The 18,456-nt window shown below is 66.3% G+C and carries 16 protein-coding genes; 7 read left to right on the top strand and 9 right to left on the bottom strand.

All coding sequences use genetic code 11. The annotated features are described in order from the left end of the window. Nucleotides 1-8 precede the first annotated feature (8 nt). Both HU218_RS11495 and nosP read right to left on the bottom strand, forming a co-directional pair. Nucleotides 9-2,558, bottom strand: a complete 2,550-nt coding sequence (locus tag HU218_RS11495; RefSeq protein ID WP_174875081.1) for a hybrid sensor histidine kinase/response regulator — start codon at nt 2,556-2,558, stop codon at nt 9-11. Further along, complete coding sequence (gene nosP, locus HU218_RS11490; protein WP_174875080.1) at nt 2,551-3,708, bottom strand: nitric oxide-sensing protein NosP; 1,158 nt, start codon at nt 3,706-3,708, stop codon at nt 2,551-2,553. Before nosP ends, HU218_RS11495 begins: the two co-directional genes overlap by 8 nt. A 136-nt stretch (nt 3,709-3,844) precedes the next feature. Here nosP and HU218_RS11485 point away from each other — a divergent pair, with 136 nt between their 5' ends. Continuing rightward, nucleotides 3,845-4,393, top strand: coding sequence for a PQQ-dependent catabolism-associated CXXCW motif protein (locus HU218_RS11485; protein WP_174875079.1), 549 nt, complete (start codon nt 3,845-3,847; stop codon nt 4,391-4,393). 213 nt (nt 4,394-4,606) lie between these two features. Here HU218_RS11485 and HU218_RS11480 read toward each other — a convergent pair whose 3' ends face one another. From HU218_RS11480 to HU218_RS11465, 4 genes are read right to left on the bottom strand one after another with little or no spacing between them, the layout of a single operon-like run. Next, nucleotides 4,607-5,380 carry an ABC transporter permease gene (locus HU218_RS11480; RefSeq protein WP_174875078.1) on the bottom strand — a complete coding sequence of 258 codons (774 nt, stop codon included), beginning with the start codon at nt 5,378-5,380 and terminating at the stop codon, nt 4,607-4,609. After that, nucleotides 5,377-6,102, bottom strand: coding sequence for an ATP-binding cassette domain-containing protein (locus HU218_RS11475; protein WP_174875077.1), 726 nt, complete (start codon nt 6,100-6,102; stop codon nt 5,377-5,379). The genes HU218_RS11480 and HU218_RS11475 overlap by 4 nt, the downstream gene beginning before the upstream one ends. Beyond that, nucleotides 6,099-7,073 carry a YVTN family beta-propeller repeat protein gene (locus HU218_RS11470; protein WP_174875076.1) on the bottom strand — a complete coding sequence of 325 codons (975 nt, stop codon included), beginning with the start codon at nt 7,071-7,073 and terminating at the stop codon, nt 6,099-6,101. The genes HU218_RS11475 and HU218_RS11470 overlap by 4 nt, the downstream gene beginning before the upstream one ends. Nucleotides 7,074-7,096: 23 nt before the next feature. Next, the gene (locus tag HU218_RS11465; protein ID WP_246211030.1) at nt 7,097-8,323 is read right to left on the bottom strand and encodes an ABC transporter substrate-binding protein; all 1,227 of its coding nucleotides are present in this window, start codon (nt 8,321-8,323) and stop codon (nt 7,097-7,099) included. Nucleotides 8,324-8,519: 196 nt separating this feature from the next. Between HU218_RS11465 and HU218_RS11460 the strand changes: the two genes are divergently transcribed. The 5 genes from HU218_RS11460 (at nt 8,520) to HU218_RS11440 (ending at nt 13,006) form a co-directional block, all read left to right on the top strand. Beyond that, complete coding sequence (locus HU218_RS11460; protein WP_174875075.1) at nt 8,520-10,292, top strand: PQQ-dependent methanol/ethanol family dehydrogenase; 1,773 nt, start codon at nt 8,520-8,522, stop codon at nt 10,290-10,292. Nucleotides 10,293-10,343: 51 nt separating this feature from the next. Next, entirely contained in the window at nt 10,344-10,664 is a 321-nt protein-coding gene (locus tag HU218_RS11455; protein WP_174875074.1) for a c-type cytochrome, read from the top strand. Between the two features lie 164 nt (nt 10,665-10,828). Beyond that, nucleotides 10,829-11,482, top strand: a complete 654-nt coding sequence (locus tag HU218_RS11450; RefSeq protein ID WP_174875073.1) for a response regulator — start codon at nt 10,829-10,831, stop codon at nt 11,480-11,482. A gap of 103 nt (nt 11,483-11,585) precedes the next feature. Next, entirely contained in the window at nt 11,586-12,182 is a 597-nt protein-coding gene (locus tag HU218_RS11445) for a LemA family protein (protein WP_174875072.1), read from the top strand. Further along, complete coding sequence (locus tag HU218_RS11440) at nt 12,179-13,006, top strand: TPM domain-containing protein (protein ID WP_174875071.1); 828 nt, start codon at nt 12,179-12,181, stop codon at nt 13,004-13,006. Before HU218_RS11445 ends, HU218_RS11440 begins: the two co-directional genes overlap by 4 nt. 290 nt (nt 13,007-13,296) lie before the next feature. On the opposite strand, the gene HU218_RS11430 is transcribed toward HU218_RS11440, so the two are convergent. The 3 genes from HU218_RS11430 to HU218_RS11420 form a co-directional block, all read right to left on the bottom strand. Further along, a complete protein-coding gene (locus HU218_RS11430; protein WP_174875070.1) occupies nt 13,297-14,526 on the bottom strand; it encodes an FAD-dependent monooxygenase in 1,230 nt (409 codons plus the stop codon). Nucleotides 14,527-14,593: 67 nt separating this feature from the next. Next, on the bottom strand, nt 14,594-15,511 hold the full coding sequence (locus HU218_RS11425; protein WP_174875069.1) for a LysR family transcriptional regulator: 918 nt from the start codon (nt 15,509-15,511) through the stop codon (nt 14,594-14,596). A gap of 43 nt (nt 15,512-15,554) precedes the next feature. Then, nucleotides 15,555-17,033, bottom strand: coding sequence for an aminotransferase-like domain-containing protein (locus HU218_RS11420; protein ID WP_174875068.1), 1,479 nt, complete (start codon nt 17,031-17,033; stop codon nt 15,555-15,557). 52 nt (nt 17,034-17,085) lie between these two features. Between HU218_RS11420 and HU218_RS11415 the strand changes: the two genes are divergently transcribed. Beyond that, nucleotides 17,086-18,369, top strand: coding sequence for a benzoate/H(+) symporter BenE family transporter (locus HU218_RS11415; protein ID WP_281357164.1), 1,284 nt, complete (start codon nt 17,086-17,088; stop codon nt 18,367-18,369). Nucleotides 18,370-18,456: the final 87 nt, after the last annotated feature.

Genomic DNA, 18,456 nt, shown 5'->3' with positions numbered 1-18,456 from the left:
ATTGCGGCTCAGAGGTTGGCCGCAGCCTGGGTCAGGTGCGCCAGCAGCGTGCGCAACCGTGCCGGGCGCACCGGCTTGCCCAGCCACGCCCAGCCGCCGTCTTCCGCCAGCTGGCGCACTTCGTCGCTGCGGTCGGCGGTCACCAGCGCCGCCGGCAGCTCGCGTCCCAGATAGTGGTTGACGCTGCGGATGGCATCGACGCCGGTAGCGCCGTGGTCGAGGTGGTAGTCGGCGAGGATGGCGTCCGGCACCACATCATGCTGCTGCAGCAGCGCGATGGCCTCGCTGGCGGAGGCGGCGGCCAACGGCCGGTAGTGCCAGTCGCTCAGCAGCGTGCACATGCCTTCCAGGATGCTGGCCTCGTTGTCGATCAGCAAAATGGTGGCACCCTGGCGCTGGGTGGTCTGCGGCAGCGCGGCCGGCGCCTCGGCCGGCGGCGCGCTCTGTACCGCGGCGGCATCACCGTACGGCACCACCACGCCGAACAGCGAGCCGCGGCCGAACTGCGAGCGCACCACGATGCGGTGCCCCAGCCGCCGCGCCAGCCGGCTGACGATGGCCAGCCCCAGCCCCATGCCCTTGGCGCCGAGGCTGTGGTGTTCCGGCAGGCGCTGGAATTCCTGGAATACCAGCGCCAGTTTTTCGGTGGGGATGCCCAGGCCCTGATCCCACACGCCGATCAGCAGCCCGTCCGGCTGTGGTCGGCAGCCGAGCAGGATGCCGCCAGTGCGGGTGTAGCGGATGGCATTGGACAGGAAATTGCGGATCACCCGCCCCAGCAGCACCCAGTCGCTGTGCACGATGGCGCGGCTGGCGTGCAGCTGCAGCCGCAACGACTTGGCCTCGGCCAGCGGGCCGAATTCCTCCGCTACCTGCTCCAGCAACTGCGCCACCGGGAAGTGGCGCAGCTCGGTCTCCACCGCGCCGGCATCGAGGCGCGAGATTTCCAGCAGGGTATTGATCAGGTCGTCCACCGCCTCCAGCGCGGTGCCGGTCTTGTCCACCAGCGGCCGCGCGGTGGGTGATAGCGCCTGGCCGGCCAGCGAGGCGAGGAATAGCCGCGCCGCGTTCAGCGGTTGCAGCAGGTCGTGACTGGCTGCGGCAAAGAAGCGCGTCTTGCTGTGCTGCGCATCCTCGATGGTGCGGATCGCCTCGCGCAGGCGGCCGTTGGCCACCGACAGCTCGGCGGTGCGCTCTTCCACCCGTACTTCCAGTTGTTCCTTGGCCTGTTGCAGTGCCTGCGCGGCATGGCGGCTTTCGGTGATGTCCTGGATCAGCGCGAAGAAGCCGAGCACGCTGCCATCGCTGGCGAAGTGCGGGATAAAGGTAGCGCGGGCGAATTCGATGTGCTGGCGCGGCGCCGGCAGCTCCAGCTCGAATACCGAGGCCTCGCCGGCCAGCGCGCGTTCCACGTAGTGGCGGCGGGCGTCGAACAGCTCCGGCCCCAGCACCTCGCGCATGGCGCGGCCGTTGATCTCGGTGCGCGGCATGCCGAACCAGCTCTCGTAGCCGAGGTTGGTGAAGCGATAGATCTGGCGGTTGTCGACGTAGGCGATCAGCGCCGGCATGGCATCGGTCACCAGCCGGATCTTGGCCTCGCTGTCGCGTAGCGCCTGCTCGGCCAGTTTGCGTTCGCTGATGTCGGTGTAGCTCATCACGAAGCCGCCGCCGGGCATCGGGTTGTACTGCACTTCCAGCGTCAGCCCGGCCGGAGTGAGGTGTTCCAGCGTGCCGCCCAGCGGGCAGCAGCGCGCCCATTCCGCCAGCTGGCCGCTGTCCAGCTCGGCCTGCGTCGGCTGGATCAACTCGACGAAGCGCTGGTTCCATTCCATCAGCCGGCCGTCGCTATCGAACACCGCGATGCCCTGGCGGATGCTGTTCATGGTGGCGTGCAGCAGCTGCGAATGTGCCGCCAGGTCGCGCTCGCGCAGCAGGGTTTCCTGGCGCTTGATGTCGGTGATGTCGGTGTAGATCGCCACCCGGCCGCCGCCGGCAATGGCGCGCTCGCTGACGCGCTGCCAGCTGCCGTCGCGCATCGCCAGGATCAGGCTGTCCTGCGGCGCCTGCTGCTGCGCCAGGCGCATGGCGATCCAGCCGGCGGGGTCGGCCTCGGCATCGCGGATCAGGTGCGCCGCCACCGCCGCGTGCAGCAGGGTCTCGAACGGCAGGCCGGGGGTGATCAGCGCCTTCAGCGGCGGGAACATCTCGGCAAACTTGCGATTGCAGTGCAGCAGGCGGTTGTCGCGGTCCCACAGTGCGAAACCGTCGGCAATGGTTTCCACCGCCACATTGAGCTGGTTCTTGGCCAGCTCGGCGGCCAGCTTGGCTTCCTGCAGCGCGAAGTTGCTGGCCTCCAGATCGGCCATGGCTTTTTCCAGCGCGCTGGTGCGTTCCTGGATGCGGGTTTCCAGCTCGGCGGCGACCTGGAAAAAGGTAAACGAGTTGCCGTTGTCGGCCAGCCCCAGCTCCACGCGGCGCATCAGCGCCTCGTTGATCTTGCGCAGCTTGGCGTTGTCGCGTTCCAGCGCGGCCAACCTGGCGGTGTCGTGTTCAGTCATGGCCGTGTCCGTAGCCGATGGCGATGCCGGTGAAAGTCTGGTTCACGTGCATGGCCTGGTATTGCTCGCCGTAGGTGGAAAAGCCGATCACCGCGTTGGCCGCCAGCAGCCCGGACAGGCGGGCGATGGCGTCGGAGTTCAGCAGTGGCAGGGTGCGCAGGATGCAGTCGAAACCGAGCACGATCTGGAAAGCCCCGAGCCGGCTGCGCAGCTGCTGGAAGGTGTTGGCCAGGTTGTCGACGATGTCCACCGCGCGGGTGCCGGACAGCACGATGCCTTCGTCCACCGCGCAGAAAAAGCTCAGGCTCAGGTCCGGGTTGATGCGCTGGATGGAACGCACATAGGGCACACCGCCGACATTCAGCACCAGCGGGTGGGCGGCAAACGACAGTGGCGACAGTTTTTCCGGCGACACCCCCAGCAGCCGCGCGTACTCGGCGGCGGCCGGCTCGGCGTTGATCTCGGTGACCAGCCGGCGCTCGCTGTCGGCCTCGGTCACCACCAGCCGCTCGCCGCTGCGCACGGTGTGCTCGGACTTGAACACCTCGAACGGGTGCGGGGTGGCGATCAGCACCAGTACCGCGCTGTCGCTGACAAACTGGCCGTCCACCAGGATATAGGTGCGCTCGAAGCGCATATTGTCGCCGGCGGAGCCGCCGCAGATCGGGATGTCGCCCAGCGCGCGCGCCAGCCGGCCGGCCAGCTGTTCCTCGCGCGCCGACAGGCCGTCGACCAGCAGCATGGCAAAGGTGTGGCGCTCCAGCGGAAAGCCGCATTTCTGTCCCAGCGCGTAGCGCGCCGCCATCACCGTGCCCAGCGCGTCGGAGAGGTCGAAATCCGGCAGCGCGTCGATGCGCTTGATCACCGAGAAGAAGTCCGGCGCGGCAAAACTGGCGCCGGTGATGGAGTGGCAGCGGTAGCCGTCCGGGCTGATCTCGCCGGCGGTGGTACAGCCGACTACCGGCACATCGCCGAAGCGGCGTGTCAGCGCGGCGGCCAGCTTGTCCAGCTGGTAATCGGGCGCCACGAACAGCAGCACCAGCGAGCAGTCCGGCTGCCACAGCTGCTGGTACAGCTCGTCGGCGGCCTGTTCCGGGTCGGCGCTGTACACATGGCAGCGCCGCACCGGTTGGGTCTGGTTGGCAATCATCGGTCTCCATCCGTCCTGTAGTGTGTGGCCGTGTCCGGCACTGTTCTTGTTAGAGCTGCAGCATAAAACGAAAGTCGAATGGCGGCATCCCTGTTGCCTTGCCATGCTGGCAGCGAATCTTCAAGGAGCCGCCGCCATGAGTCTGTCGCGCATCAGTGTCGCGCTGTTATTGCTGCTGGGCAGCCACCAGCTGTGTCATGCCGAAGCGGTGGCGCTGCCCGACGGTTACCGCCTGCAGCACTACCGCGCGCCGACGCCGGCGACCTTGCCCGGTGCCACGGTGCTGGATACCGCCGCGCTGCAGCGGCTGCTGGCAACCCGGCAGCCGCTGTTGCTGGACGTGATGGCGACAGGGCAGGTGACCGATGCCGACGGTGTCGTGCACTGGCTGCCGGTCGCGCCGCGGCGGAATCTGCCGGGCAGCGTGTGGCTGCCCAATACCGGTTACGGCGAGCTGGAACCGGCCATCGCCGCCTATTTCCAGCGCGAGCTGGCACGGCTCAGCGGCGGTAAACCCGACCAGCCGCTGGTGTTCTACTGCCTGCGCGACTGCTGGATGTCGTGGAACGCCGCCCGCCGCGCGCTGAGCCTGGGCTACCGCAATGTGTTCTGGTATCCGGCCGGCAGCGACGGCTGGGCCGAGGCCGGGCTGCCGCTGCAGGATGCAGCGCCGCAACCGCTGTAGCGCGCTTTATTTCTCCGTGCAGTTGTTCAACTTTGGTGTCCGCGCTGCGGACACTTTTTTTGCCAGCACGACGCAACGGGATCGGGGCGCGGTCACAACGGGTTTTGCTGCTGCTAGCTGTTCATTTGCCGACGTGCCGTGCGGCAGCGGCAAGCAAAACATGGTCCGCGTAGCGGACGCATCCAAACGCAGACCGCAGCTTGCGGCCAACCTTTATGCCCGCTGTCGCGGCCGGTAGCCCCACAGCGCCAGCAGCAGGCACACCGCGGTGGCCAGCAGGCTGTGGACGATGGCGTCCTGCTGCCACTGGCCGTACAGCGCGAAGCGGATCATCTCCACCGCATCGGTAAACGGGTTGAAGCGGCACAACTGGTACACCCATTCGCTGGCTTCCTGCATTTTCCACAGCGGGTACAGCGCCGAAGACAAAAAGAACAACGGGAACACCACGAAATTCATCACCCCGGCAAAGTTCTCGATCTGCCGCACCTGCGACGACAGCACCATGCCGGCGGCACCGAGCAACAGTCCGGTAAGCACCAGCGCCGGCAGCACGCTGACAAAGCCCTGCCACGGCAGGTCGATGCCGGACAGCCGCGCGATCAGCAAGAAGGCATACACCTGCAGCAGCGATACGCACATGCCGGCAAACAGCCGCGAGAACAGCAAAAACGGCAGCGGCTGCGGGCAGGTCAGCAGCACGCGCATGCTGCCCATTTCGCGGTCGTACACCATCGACAGCGAGTTCTGCATGCCGTTGAACAGCTGCACCATGCCCACCAGCCCCGGCACGATGTACACGTCGTAGGTGATATAGGTGTCGTACGGCGGGGTGATGGCGATGCCCAGCGCGGCGCGGAAGCCGGCGGCGAAGACCAGCAGCCAGATCAGTGGCCTGACCAGCGCGCCGAAGAAGCGCGAGCGCTGCTGCAAGAAGCGCCGCATCTCGCGTACGATCACCGCCCACAGAATGCGCAAGCTAGTCATGAGGTGGCTCCGGTGTGATGCTGGAACCAGCCGCCCAGGTCATGGCAGCCGGCATCGGCCAGCAGCGGCGCCACCGCGCCGGACGCCAGCAAGCGGCCGCGGTGCAGCAGCGCCAGCTGGTCGTGTTGCGGGTCGATCTCGTCCACCAGGTGGGTGGCCCACAGCAGCGCCAGCCCTTCATCGCGCGCCAGCGCGTGCAGGTAGTCGATCAGCTGCTGGCGGGTGGGCAGATCCAGCCCGACGGTGGGTTCGTCCAGCAGCAGCAGCGCCGGGCGATGCAGCAGCGCGCGGGCAATTTCCACCCGCCGGCGGTGGCCGCCGTTGAGCTCGCGCACCCGTTCGCGGCGGCGTGCGGCCAACTGCAGCCGCTCCAGCTCCGCGCCGATGCGCAGGATTAGCTGTTTGCCATGCAGGCCCTGCAAGGCGCCGAAGTAGCGCAGGTTCTGTTCCACCGTCAGATCCAGATCCAGCGTCGGCTGCTGGAACACCACGCCGACCCGCGCCAGCGCCCGCGCGCACAGCGGCTGGCCAAAAATGCGGATGCTGCCCTCGCGCACAGCCAGCAGCCGGGTGAGCAGCCCGAACAGCGTGCTTTTGCCGGCACCGTTGGGGCCGAGCAGGATGCAGCACTGGCCGGCATCTACCTGCAGCGCCAGCTTGTCCAGTGCCTGGCGGGCGCCATAGCGGTGGCTCAACCCCGCAATGTGCAGCGCGGCACTCATGAGCCGCTCACCACCACCCCCCACGGGTAGCGCCCGACCGGGATGGACTTGATGACTTTCTGCTCGCTGACGTCGATCAGCGATACATCGTTGCTGATGCCGTTGGTGACCCACAGCTGTTTTTCGTCGGCGGAAAACTCGGCATGCCACACGCGGCGGCCCACCAGCAGATATTTCAGCGGCTGGAAGGTTTTGGCGTCGATCACCGCCACATGGTTGGCCGGCCCCAGCGGCACGAAGGCATAGCGGCCGTCGCGGGTCAGGCGGATGCCGACCGGCTGGATGCGGTCCTTGGGTATGCCGGTGATGGCAAAACGGATGGTGTGGATGCGCTTGCGGCTGGCGACGTCGATCACCGACACCGTGCCGCCGACCTCGCTGCTGACCCACAGTTGCTTGCCGTCGGCACTGAAGCGCGCGTAACGCGGTCGCTGGTCGACCAGGGTGCTGTCCACCAGCTGGCGGCTGCGGGTGTCGATCCAGTGCGCCATATTGGTGGTTTCCGAGGTGTTCACCGCCCAGCGTCCGTCCGGGCTCACCGCCATGCCTTCCGGCTCGACGCCGACATCCACCTGGCCGGCCACACGGCGGCTGGCGAGGTCGATCATGGTCACCACATTGTTGTTTTCGTTGGCGATGTACAGCGTCTTGCCGTCCGGCGTCAGCGCGAACTGCTCCGGGTCTTCGCCGGAGGGCAGGTTGTGGGTGATCTTGCCGCTGGCCAGATCCAGCACCTGTACGGTGTTGTCGTCGCTGGCGCAGATGTACAGCGACTTGCCGTCCTTGGACAAGGTAATGCCGCGCGGGCGCTTGCCCACCGCGATGGTCTTCACCACCTGCAGCGTGTTGCTGTCGATCACCGACAGGGTGTTGTCCTTTTCGTTGGAGACGTAAACGTTGGCCGCAAGACCCAGCTGGCTGGCGGCCAGCAGCGCGGAGAGGGCAAGCGGGCGTAAGAGGCGGGTAGTCATCGGGTGTCCTTGGCGGTGACGGGCTAGGCGCCCTTGCAGCTGACTTCCGGGGCGTCGAAGCCCAGGGTGTCCAGATCGGTACGCGGGTGCAGAAAACCGTCCTGCGGCGACAGGCTGACCAGCGAGCGCGGCTGCGCCACCAGCATCGGCTGGCGCAACTCGCCGTTCCACGGCCGGTACGACAGCGTGCGGCCCTTGAAGCCGGCCAGCTGGAACTCCGGGCCGCGGATATAGGCTGCCAACTTGCTGGCATCGCCGCTGCCGGTGCGGGTGGCGGCCTCGCCGACACTGCGCACCGCGGCCCAGGCGGCGTAATCCACCGCCTGCATCGGGCGCTTGCTCTGCGCGCGGAAACGGTTCTGCAACTGCACCGCGCCCCATTGTTCCGCCGCCGGGTGCCAGCCTTCGGCGGTCAGCCCCTGGGTGCCGGCCACCGGGCGCGGCAGCCAGCTGCGGTAGGACAGGTAGTCGCCAAAATCGCCGGCCTCGTCGGCGACGATCAGCACATCGTAATCACCGCCCTGGGTGAACACCGGCACCTCGGCCTGCGCGGTGCGGCGCGCATCCGGGCCGTAATTCCACGTCTTCTCCAGCACGATGCGGCCGCCAAAGCGCTTGGCGGCGCGGCGGATGGCGGCGGCGTACAGCCGGTCTTCCGGTTTGGGCCCCGTCACCAGGAACCACTTGTTCCAGCGGCGGGTGGCGAGGTATTGCGCCAGCGCGTCGGCCTGCATCGCGCGGCCGGGCAGCGGGTGTAGCAGGTTGGGGCGGCACTGGCGCTGGCGCAGGCGGTCGTCCGGCGCGCCGGCATTGAAGAACAGGTAGCGGTTGGCCGCCGCCTGCTGCAGCAGGCGGTCGATGGCGGCGGCGCTGACATTCAGCACCACCAGGCTGCTGCCGGCCCTGGCCAGCCGCGCCAGCATGTCGGCGCCGCTGGCGCCTTGCGGCAGCTGGATGCGGTTCAGCTCGAAGTGCTGCTGCACGAAGCGGCCGGTGGTGTTGTTGTCGGCAATCGCCAGCTCGGCGCCGGCGCGGCCGAGGTCGGCCGGGCGTGGCTCGATATTGGCCAGCGCGGTGCTGGGCGGCAGGGTTTCTTCCAGGTAGCTGATGCGGATGGTGCTGGCCGCTTGCGCCGCCAGGCTCAGCAGCAGGGCAGTGCCGGCGATGACGGTACGGGCGATGACGTTACGGTTGGCGGTCATGGTGGCGGCAATCACGGGGTGGTTGCCTGCAGCGTGGCCCAGCGGCATGGCAGCGTCCATTCGACTTAAGTCGCATGCCGCCGGCGGCAATTTGCGACTTAAGTCGAATTGGCCCTCCGCAGATGGCTACCCAGAATGCAGAGCGTGTTCCCCCACCGGTTGCCGCGGCAACAGCAGGCTGGACACGCACCGGTCCGGCAACGGTGTTCCGCGCCGGCACCCACTACAACATCAGGAGAGCGAGATGAGAAAACCCCAGACACAGCGGCCCTGGCGCCTGACCGCGCTGTCATCCCTGCTGGCCGCTGCCCTGCTGGCACCTGTTGCCGGCGCTGCGGTGAGCGACAAGGACATCATCAACGACAGCAAGACCCCGCAGGACGTGGTGTCCTACGGCATGGGGCCGCAGGCCCAGCGCTTCAGCCCGCTGACCCAGATCAACGCCAAGACGGTGAAGAAACTGGTGCCGGCATGGAGCCTGTCCTTCGGCGGCGAGAAGCAGCGCGGCCAGGAAGCGCAACCGCTGGTGTACGACGGGGTGATCTACGTTACCGCCTCCTATTCCCGCGCCTACGCGGTGGATGCCCGTACCGGCCAGAAGTTGTGGGAGTACAACGCGCGTCTGCCGGACGGCATCATGCCGTGCTGTGACGTGATCAACCGCGGCATGGCCATCTACGGCGACCTGGTGTACTTCGGCACCCTGGATGCGCGGCTGGTGGCGCTGGACCGCCACACCGGCAAGGTGGTGTGGAGCAAGAAAGTGGGCGAGTACAAGGAAGGCTATTCCTACACCGCCGCGCCGATGGTGGTGAAAGGCAAGCTGATTACCGGTGTTTCCGGCGGCGAGTTCGGCATCGTCGGCAAGGTGGAGGCGCGCGATGCGCTGAGCGGCGAGCTGGTGTGGTCGCGGCCGGTGATCGAAGGCCACATGGGCACGCTCAACGGCAAGGAAAGCACCATGACTGGCGTCAAGAACGCCAGCTGGGAAGGCGACCAGTGGCAGCACGGCGGCGGGGCGACCTGGCTGGGCGGCACTTACGATCCGGAAACCGACACCATCTTCATGGGCACCGGCAACCCGGCGCCATGGAACTCGTGGACGCGCAAGGGCGACAACCTGTACACCGCCTCCACCCTGGCGCTGAACCCGGATACCGGCGAGATCAAGTGGCACCTGCAAACCACGCCGCACGATGGCTGGGACTTTGACGGCGTCAACGAATTCATCCCCTTCGACCTGAAAAAAGACGGCAAGGTGATCAAGGCCGGCGCCAAGGCCGACCGTAACGGCTTCTTCTTTGTCGCCGACCGTACCAATGGCGACCTGCTGGGCGCCTATCCCTTCGTGTCCAAGATTACCTGGGCCAAGGGTTTCGACCTGAAGACCAAGCGTCCGATCTACAACGACGAAGGTCGTCCGGGCAACCCGTTCGATCCGGCCACCCAGGGTGAAGAAGGCAAGGGCAAGCCGGTGTTCTCGGCACCGTCCTTCCTCGGCGGCAAGAACTGGATGCCGATGGCCTACAGCCCGAAAACCGAGATGTTCTACGTGCCCAGCAACGAGTGGGGCATGGATATCTGGAACGAGCCGATCAGCTACAAGAAAGGCGCCGCCTACCTGGGGGCCGGTTTCACCATCAAGCCGCTGTATGAGGATCATATCGGCGTGCTGCGCGCCATGGATCCGAAGACCGGCAAGATCAAGTGGGAATACAAGAACCCGGCACCGCTGTGGGGCGGGGTGATGACCACCGCCGGCAATCTGGTGTTCACCGGCACGCCGGAAGGCTTCCTCAAGGCGTTTGACGCGCAAAGCGGCAAGGAGTTGTGGAAGTTCCAGACCGGCTCCGGCATCGTCGGCAGCCCGGTGACCTGGCAGATGGATGGCCAGCAGTATGTGGCGGTGGTGTCCGGCTGGGGCGGCGCGGTGCCGCTGTGGGGCGGCGAGGTGGCCAAGAAGGTCAACACCATTACCCAGGGCGGCAGCCTGTGGGTGTTCAAGTTGAGCCAGTAATCCTTAATCTGCGCGGCGGCAGGCAGCCGTCTGCCGCCGCCGGGAGCAAACATGATCAAAGCAAAGCATATTGCGCTGGCTGCCGGGCTGCTGCTGTCCGGGTTGGCCGCAGCCGAACCGACCATCGGCGAGGCTCTGGCCAAGAAGAGCGGCTGTCTTGCCTGCCACAGCGTACAACGTAAAATCATCGGCCCGGCGTACAAGGATGTGGCCGAACGTTATGATGGCGAAAAGGGCGCGCTGGACATGCTGGTGCGCAAGGTGAAGGACGGTGGCAGTGGCACCTGGGGTCCGGCCGGCATGCCGCCGCACCCGCAGCTGAAGGATGACGACATCCGTACCATCGTCAGCTGGGTGCTGCAGCTCAAGTAAGCCGCGTTGCGCACATCGTCGTGATCCGGCTGCAACCTGGCCCGGGCGCTGCTGGCAGCGGCGCCGGGCGCCCTGACTGCGTGGCGGCGCCGCTTGGCGGTTGGCCGCATGATCAATCCGACAGCCGGCGGCGAACGGTTGTCACGAGGTACAGGTGAACGAGCATGGATGCGACGGTGCTGATTGCGGATGACCACCCGCTGTTCCGCGAGGCAATGCGGCTGGTGGTATCCAGCGCGCTGGGCGAGGGCTGCGAGATTGTCGAGTGCGAGTCGCTGGATGCGGCACTGGCGGCGGTGCGGGCCAATCCGGGCATCGAGCTGGCGATGCTGGACCTGAACATGCCGGGCATGGATGGCCTCACTGGCCTCGCGCGGCTGCGGCAGCAGGCGCCGACGCTGCCGTTCATCGTGGTGTCCGCCGACGAACGTATCCATACCGTGGAGTCGGTGCTGGCGGTGGGCGCCGCCGGTTTCATTCCCAAGTCGTTTTCACGCGAGCTGATGAGCGAGGCGGTCAACGCGGTGCTGGATGGCGAAATCTTTCTGCCGCCACTGCTGGCCGACCGCGATACCGGCGTACCCGGCAATAGCCCGGAGCAACTGCAGGATCTGGCCAGCCGCATTGCACAGCTGACCAAGCAGGAGCGTACGGTGCTGGATTACATCGTTAACGGCAAATCCAACAAGGTGGTGGCGATCGAGCTGAATATTGCCGAAAGCACGGTCAAGGCACATGTTTCCGCCATTCTGCGCAAGCTCAAGGTGTCCAGCCGCACCCAGGCGGTGATCAAGGTCGGCGCCTTGTTGCGGGTATAAGTGGCTTGCTGCCACTGGTCATGACAACTGCTTTGGCGTAGGGTTGGCCGCAGGCACCGTCCGGGTGCATGCTTTATATCGATTACCCTCGCAAGGAGCTTTCATGCGCAAACAGCTGCTATCCCTGCTGCTCTTGGGCAGCTTGTCCGGCTGCGGCTACAACAGCCTGCAGGCGGGAGACGAAGAGATCAAGGCCAGCTGGTCCGAGGTGCTCAACCAGTACCAGCGCCGCGCCGATCTGGTGCCCAATCTGGTGAATACCGTCAAAGGCTACGCCACGCACGAGCAGACCGTATTGCAGCAGGTAACGGCAGCGCGGGCGCGGGTCGGCAGTATCCAGGCTACGCCGGAGCTGGCGGCCAACCCGCAGGCGCTGGCCGAGTTCCAGGCGGCGCAGGGCCAGCTGGGCAGCGCGCTGTCGCGGCTGCTGGTGGTATCGGAAAACTATCCGCAGCTGAAGGCGGATGCCGGCTTCCGCGATCTGCAGGCGCAGCTGGAAGGCACCGAGAACCGCATCACCGTGGCGCGCAACCGCTATATCAAGTCGGTGCAGGCGTACAACATCACCGTGCGCAGCTTCCCGTCCAATCTCACCGCCATGGCCTTCGGCTACCAGGTGAAACCCAATTTCAGCGTCGATAACGAAAAGGCGCTGGCTACCCCGCCGCGGGTGGACTTCTCGGCATCGACGGCACAATGAGCCGCACCCTGCAATACGGCTTGCTGGCGCTGTGGCTGACGCTCGCCAGTTGCCTGGCCTGGGCGCAGGTGGCGGTTCCGACGCTGAATGCGCGGGTCACCGACCTGACGGCCACGCTCGACCAGCAGCAGTTGGCGGCACTGGAGCAGAAGCTGCAGGCCTTCGAGCAGGCCAAGGGCAGCCAGCTGGCGGTGCTTTTGCTGCCGACGACCGGCGAGGAAAGCATCGAGCAATATTCGATCCGCGTGGTGGAGCAATGGCGGCTGGGGCGCAACAAAGTCGACGATGGCGTGCTGCTGCTGCTGGCCAAGAACGATCACACCCTGCGCATCGAGGTGGGGTACGGGCTGGAAGGCGCGCTGAACGATGCCACCTGCAAGCGCATCATCAGCGAAGTCATCGTGCCCAGGCTGAAGCAGGGCGACTTCTATGGCGGCATCGATGCCGGTGTGACCCGCATCATGGCAGTAATCAATGGTGAACCGCTGCCGCCGCCCGCGGCCAACGTGGATGACAGCAGCGACGAGGCATGGACCTTTGTGCCGTTCGCGGTGGTGTTTGCCACCATCCTCGGCGGGGCCTTGCGGCAGGCGCTGGGCCGCTGGCTGGGGGCCGCCGGCAGTGCCGCCGCGGTGGGTAGCATGTTGTGGTACGAGCTGGGCTGGGGCTGGCAGGCGGCGCTGGTGGCGGCCGGGGGTTTTCCGCCGGCGGTGGGGGTGGGGCCGGGGGGGGGGGGGGGGGGGGTCGGGGGGGGGGGGGGGGGGGGCCGTTGGGCGTGCCCGCCTGTATGTGCGGGCCGGTGGCCACGGGCTGGTCGCAGATGACATCGACATTGCCTGCCACCAGGTCCTGCAGGGCCGGACCCGTGCCACGGTAGGGCACCAGGGTGGCCTTGTGAAAGTAGGACACCGCCAGACTCCCCCACAAGAAGCCCAGCTTGAGAAATCAAGCTGGGCTTTGTGCTTTGGGCATGGGGAAAGCAGTAGCTCGTGCGACGCGGCACTGTCCTGTGCTGACGACATCCGTCAACGCACGAGCGGCAGCGGGCCGCCACCAGCCCTTGCCGCTGAAAATAAAGCCCGCATGCGCGGGCTTTATTGCTATCTAATGGTCGCTAACGTGCGGGGAAAAGATGCAAAGCTGGTACAAAAAGCTGTTCCGGCGTTTGCAGCCCCAGGGCATAACGGATCACTTCTTTTTTCAATGGTCCGCTACGATTGGCCAGTTTCAGCCCCAGGTTGCGGGCAAAGCGGAGCGGGCCAATGTCGTTGCTGAAGCCATAGCAGAACAGATCCATCAGGCGCTGCATGGCGTGGTTCGCCAGTTGGCGACGCTGCTGGTAGCGCTGCAGTACTTCCAGAGCACCGATTTCATTGCCTTGCTGCTGGGCAGCCAGTATCACGTCGCAAAGTGCAGCGACATCCTGAAAACCAAGATTTACCCCCTGTCCGGCCAGCGGGTGAATGGTATGTGCCGCGTCACCTGCCAGTGCGACGCCGGGGCGGATGTAGGTCTGGGCGTGGCGGCGGATCAGCGGGAAACTGCCGCGACTGATGATATGGCTGAGATCTGGCAAAACATCCGGAAATTCGGCGCGGAATGCAGTGATCAACGCGTTATCGTCCAGTTGCATCAGCTCGCGGACTTTGGCTGCCGTCTGGTACCACACCAGGGAGGCGTAATCGCCGGGCAATGGCAACAGCGATTGCGGGCCGTGCGGCGTGAAGCGTTGCCAGGTAATATCCCGCTCCCCGCCACGGATGCCTACTGTGGCAACGAAGGCATGCATCGGATACTCGTGGCTGTTGAGGCCAATGGCAGCCGCTTCGCGTACGCGCGAGCGTGCACCGTCGGCACCGATCAGCAGCCGGGCAGTGAAGCAGCGGCCACTTTGCAGGGTGATCTGGATGATGCCGTCACCGATCTGCAGCTGGCTGATTTCGTCCGGGCAGATCAGTTCGATATTGTCGTGTGCGGCCAACGCGGCAGTGCAGCCAAGCTGCACGATGCGGTTTTCCACGATGTGGCCAAGGTTGGCCGCACCGATTTCGCTGGCATCGAACAACGTGCCATCTGCGCGCTTCTGTTCCCACACCTGCATGCGCAGGTAGGGTGCGCTGCGCATGGCAGTGATGTGTTGCCAGGCGCCGATGTCCTGCAGCAGTTTGATGGAGGCCGGGCTGATGGCGGAGACGCGCAGGTCCGGCGCGCTGGCCGGATCGAAGGCCGCTGGTGCGCTTTGCTCCAGAACGGCAATACGCAAGCCGCTGCCACCCAGCCGCGCAGCAATGGCGGTACCCACCATGCCACCGCCGACGATGAAAATATCCACGTGTTCCATCATGCTGCGCTCCCGTATCCGGTAAAGCGCAGACTTTAGCAGCGGGGCAGGCCGGCAGCCTTGGCTTGGGTCAAACGCTGGCCAGCGCGGTTTGCAGGCGCGGCACGATAAAGCTCATGAACGCCTGGTATTTGCGCGGCAGCGGCTGATGGTAGGCAAACACCAGGAACACCGGCCAGCCGGCGGCACGCCAATCCGGCAGGACCTCGGCCAGCAGGCCTTTCTCCACCAGCGGCTGCCCCATATAGCTGGGCAGCAGGCCGATGCCGTGGCCGTCTTGCAGGATGTTGGAAACCACCGCGTACTGATCGACGATGATGGCCGGGCGCAGCTTGAGATTGAACGGCTGGTCGCGGTATTCCAGCCGCCATTCGCGGCCGTTGTCGGTGTAGTAGGTATTGCTGATCAGGCGGTGCAGCGGCAACTGTTCCGGTGTTTGCGGCTGGCCGTGCTGTTCCAGGTAGTCCGGCGCGGCGTACAGCTTTTCCCATACCAGCCCCACCGGGCGGGCAACCAGACGGTCGTCATGGACATTGCGGGTGCGGAAGGTAAAGTCCAGCCCCTCGCTGACCGGATCGAGCACGCGGTTTTCCACCTGCAGCGCGATCTGCAGTTCCGGAAACTCCGCCACCAGCTCGCCCAGCAATGGCCCTACCAGCTGCTGCGCCAGACCGGCGGAGCAGCCGATGCGCAGCATGCCCTCCACCTTGTCCTTGCTCTCTTCGATATCGGTACGGATGCCGGCCAGCAGCAGGCGCAACTTGGCGGCATGCGCTGCCAGCCGCTGGCCGCTTTCGGTCAGCACCACGCGGCGGGTATTGCGCAGAACCAGCACGGTGACCAGCTCCTGCTCCAGCTCTTTCACCAGCTGGCTGATGCGGCTCTTGGCACAGCCAAGATCGTTGGCCGCGGCGGTAAAACTCAGGCAGCGGGCCAGGGCATCGAAGGCCAGCAGGGCATCGGGAGGCAGGCTCTGGGCGGATCTCATGATGTTTGCGTGATATGGATGGGGTTGGTCAGTGTATCACCGCTTACCGCGGCGGAAAGCTGGCTGACGGAACATCTTTATGGTGGGCAAGTTGCTGCGCCAGCAAGCGCCCCAGCGTGGCCAGCGCCGCCTCCAGCGCCGGGGTAAAAGGTTGGCCGCAACTCAGCCGCAGGCAGTGGCCGAAGCGCGGCCCGGCGGCAAAAACCAGGCCGGGCGCGAAGCTGATACCCGCCGGCAGCGCCTGTTGCAGCAGCTGGGTGGTATCGCTGCCATCCGGGCATTCCACCCATAACAGCATGCCGCCCTGCGGCTTGCGCACGCGGGTGCCCTTGGGAAAGTGCCGCAGCACCGCATCGGCGGTGGCATGCATCTGTGCGGCCAACTGCTGGCGGATACGCTGGCTGGTGCGCTGGTAGTCGCCGCTTTCCAGCACCTCGGCCAGTACCGCCTGCAGCAGGGGTGACACCGTCAGCGTGCTGCTGGCCTGCAGCCGCGCCAGCGCCGCGTGGTGGCGGCCGCCGGAAAACCAGCCCAGGCGGAACGATGGTGCATAGCTCTTGGTGAACGACGAGCAGTAGATCACGTCGCCTGCGCGGTCCCAGGCCTTGATCGGGGTTGGCCGCTCGCTGCCGTAGTACAGATCGCCAAATACATCGTCCTCGACGATGGTGATGCCGTGGCGGCGCGCCAGCTGCAACAGCGCGCGCTTGCTGTCGTCCGGCATCAGCCCGCCGGTGGGGTTCTGGAAGTTGGGCACACAGACCAGGCATTTCACCGACGGATCGTGGCGCAGCGCGAACTCCAGCGCCTCCAGCGACAGGCCGGCCTCGGCGGTACAGGGAATCTCCAGCGCCTGCAGTCCCAGCCCCTGCAGCGTCTGCAGCAGGCCGAAGTACACCGGCGTTTCCACCGCCACGGTGTCGCCGGGGCGGGTGAGATGGCGCAGCGCCAGGCTGATGGCCTCGGTAATGCCGTGGCAGGGCAGGATATCGTCGGCGTGTAGCGCCATGCCGCGTTGCTGCGCCAGCTGCTGCAGCGCGGCGGTCAGCCGGCGCTGGGTATTGCCGGGCAGATGGGCGCCAATCAGCTCCGGTTGGCGCGCCAGCGTCTGTTGCAGCCGGCGCGCCAGTTCGGTGGATGGGTACAGCACCGGCGCGGCCTCGGCCATGTGCAGCTGCAGCGGGATGCGGTCGTCGGCCAGCAGCAGCAGGGTGGACATGCGGCTGTTCAGATCCACCAGTGCCGCGGTGGAAGGCAGCGGCAGCGCCGGATCGCTACCGCGCGGCGGTAGTGTTCCGGCCGGCGTGGCGGCGAAGAAACCGGCGCGCGGCCTGGCCTCCACCCGCTGCTGTTGCTCCAGCAAGCGGTAGGCGGCCAGCGCGGTGAGATTGTTGACGCCGTGGGCGCTGGCCAGCTGGCGCACCGCCGGCAGCCGGCTGCCCGGCGGGTAGTCGCCGTTATCCAGTTGTGCGGCCAGCGCGGCGGCAATCTGCTGATAGCGGGGGAGGACGGGACTGTTCATCTTGCTGTTATATAGAACAGGGCATAACAGCGCCACTCTGTTATAGCCGGCTGTGGCAGGCGCACCACGTTGGCCGCGGCTAAGCTGTGTCCATTCCCGCTGCCCGCGCAGCCAACTTCTTACCCGCGAGCACGCCATGCTGCAAAAGCTGCCTCCCTCTACCCTGATCGCCGGTGTACTCACCATTGCGGTGGGCTACACCGGCCCTTTTTTAATCATCGTCCACGCCGCGCAGCAGGCCGGTCTCAGTGCCGGCCAGCTGGCCTCGTGGATGTGGGCCGTGTCGTTCGGCTCCGGTATCGCCGGGCTGTGGCTGTCGTGGAAGTGGAAGATGCCGATCATCACCGCCTGGTCCACGCCGGGGGCGGCGGTGCTGCTGGCGTCGCTGCCCAGCGTCAGCTATCCGGAAGCGGTCGGCGGTTTTTTCCTCGCCGGGCTGGCGGTATGGCTGATCGGCATCAGCGGCGTCTTCGACGCGCTGATGAAGCGCTTTCCGCCGGCGTTGGCCGCCGGGCTGCTGGCAGGCATCCTGTTCCGTTTCGTGGTGGAGCTGGTGCCGGCGATGCGCGACCAGACCGCGCTGGTGCTGCCGATGGCCATCGCCTTCTTCCTCGGTCGCCGCATGTGGCCGCGCTACGCGCTGATGGGCTCGCTGCTGCTGGGCTGCGGCCTGTTGCTGTTGCAGGGCGGCTTCGTGGCGGCGCCGTCGCTGGCGGCCAGCGCCAGTGGCCCGCTGTGGACCACGCCGGCATTCAGCCTCGCCGGCATCACCAATATCGCCTTGCCGCTGGCTCTGGTGGCGCTGACCGGCCAGTTCCTGCCGGGCATGGCGGTGCTGAAGAATGACGGCTTTGTGATTCCGGCCAAGGTACCGGTCAGCGTGCTGGGCGGGGTGTCTGCGCTGCTTGCGCCGTTTGGCTGCCACGGGGTGGTGCTGGCGGCGATTACCGCCGCGATGTGTACCGGTGCCGAAGCGCATCCGGATCGTCACCAGCGCTGGAAAGCCGGCGTGGTGGCGGCGGTGTGCTACCTGTTGGTGGCGTTGCTGGGCGGTGCGCTGGTGGCGGTGCTGCTGATCCTGCCCAAGGCGCTGGTGATGGCGGCGGCGGCGCTGGCACTGTTCGGCACCCTGGCCTCGTCGCTGACTGCGGCGCTGAGCAATGACACCCACCGCGAGGCGGCATTGCTTACCTTCGTGGTGGCGGCGTCCGGCGTCACCATCGCCGGTATAGGCGCGCCGCTGTGGGCCTTGCTGGCTGGCGTGGCCGCCGGGCTGATCCTGCGCTGGCAGCCCAGGGTTGGCCGCAAGGCCAAGCCGGTGGCCGAAGTCCGCTAGGCGAACAAGGCCGCGCCGCTGCAACACAATCGCCACACCCCCGCCATGTCCGACCCCGGCTGGCGGGGTTTTGCTATACAGATGAAC

The sequence above is a fragment of the Vogesella oryzae genome, from assembly GCF_902829295.1.
GTDB lineage: Bacteria > Pseudomonadota > Gammaproteobacteria > Burkholderiales > Chromobacteriaceae > Vogesella > Vogesella oryzae.
This window is presented reverse-complemented; position numbering and strand designations above follow the sequence as displayed.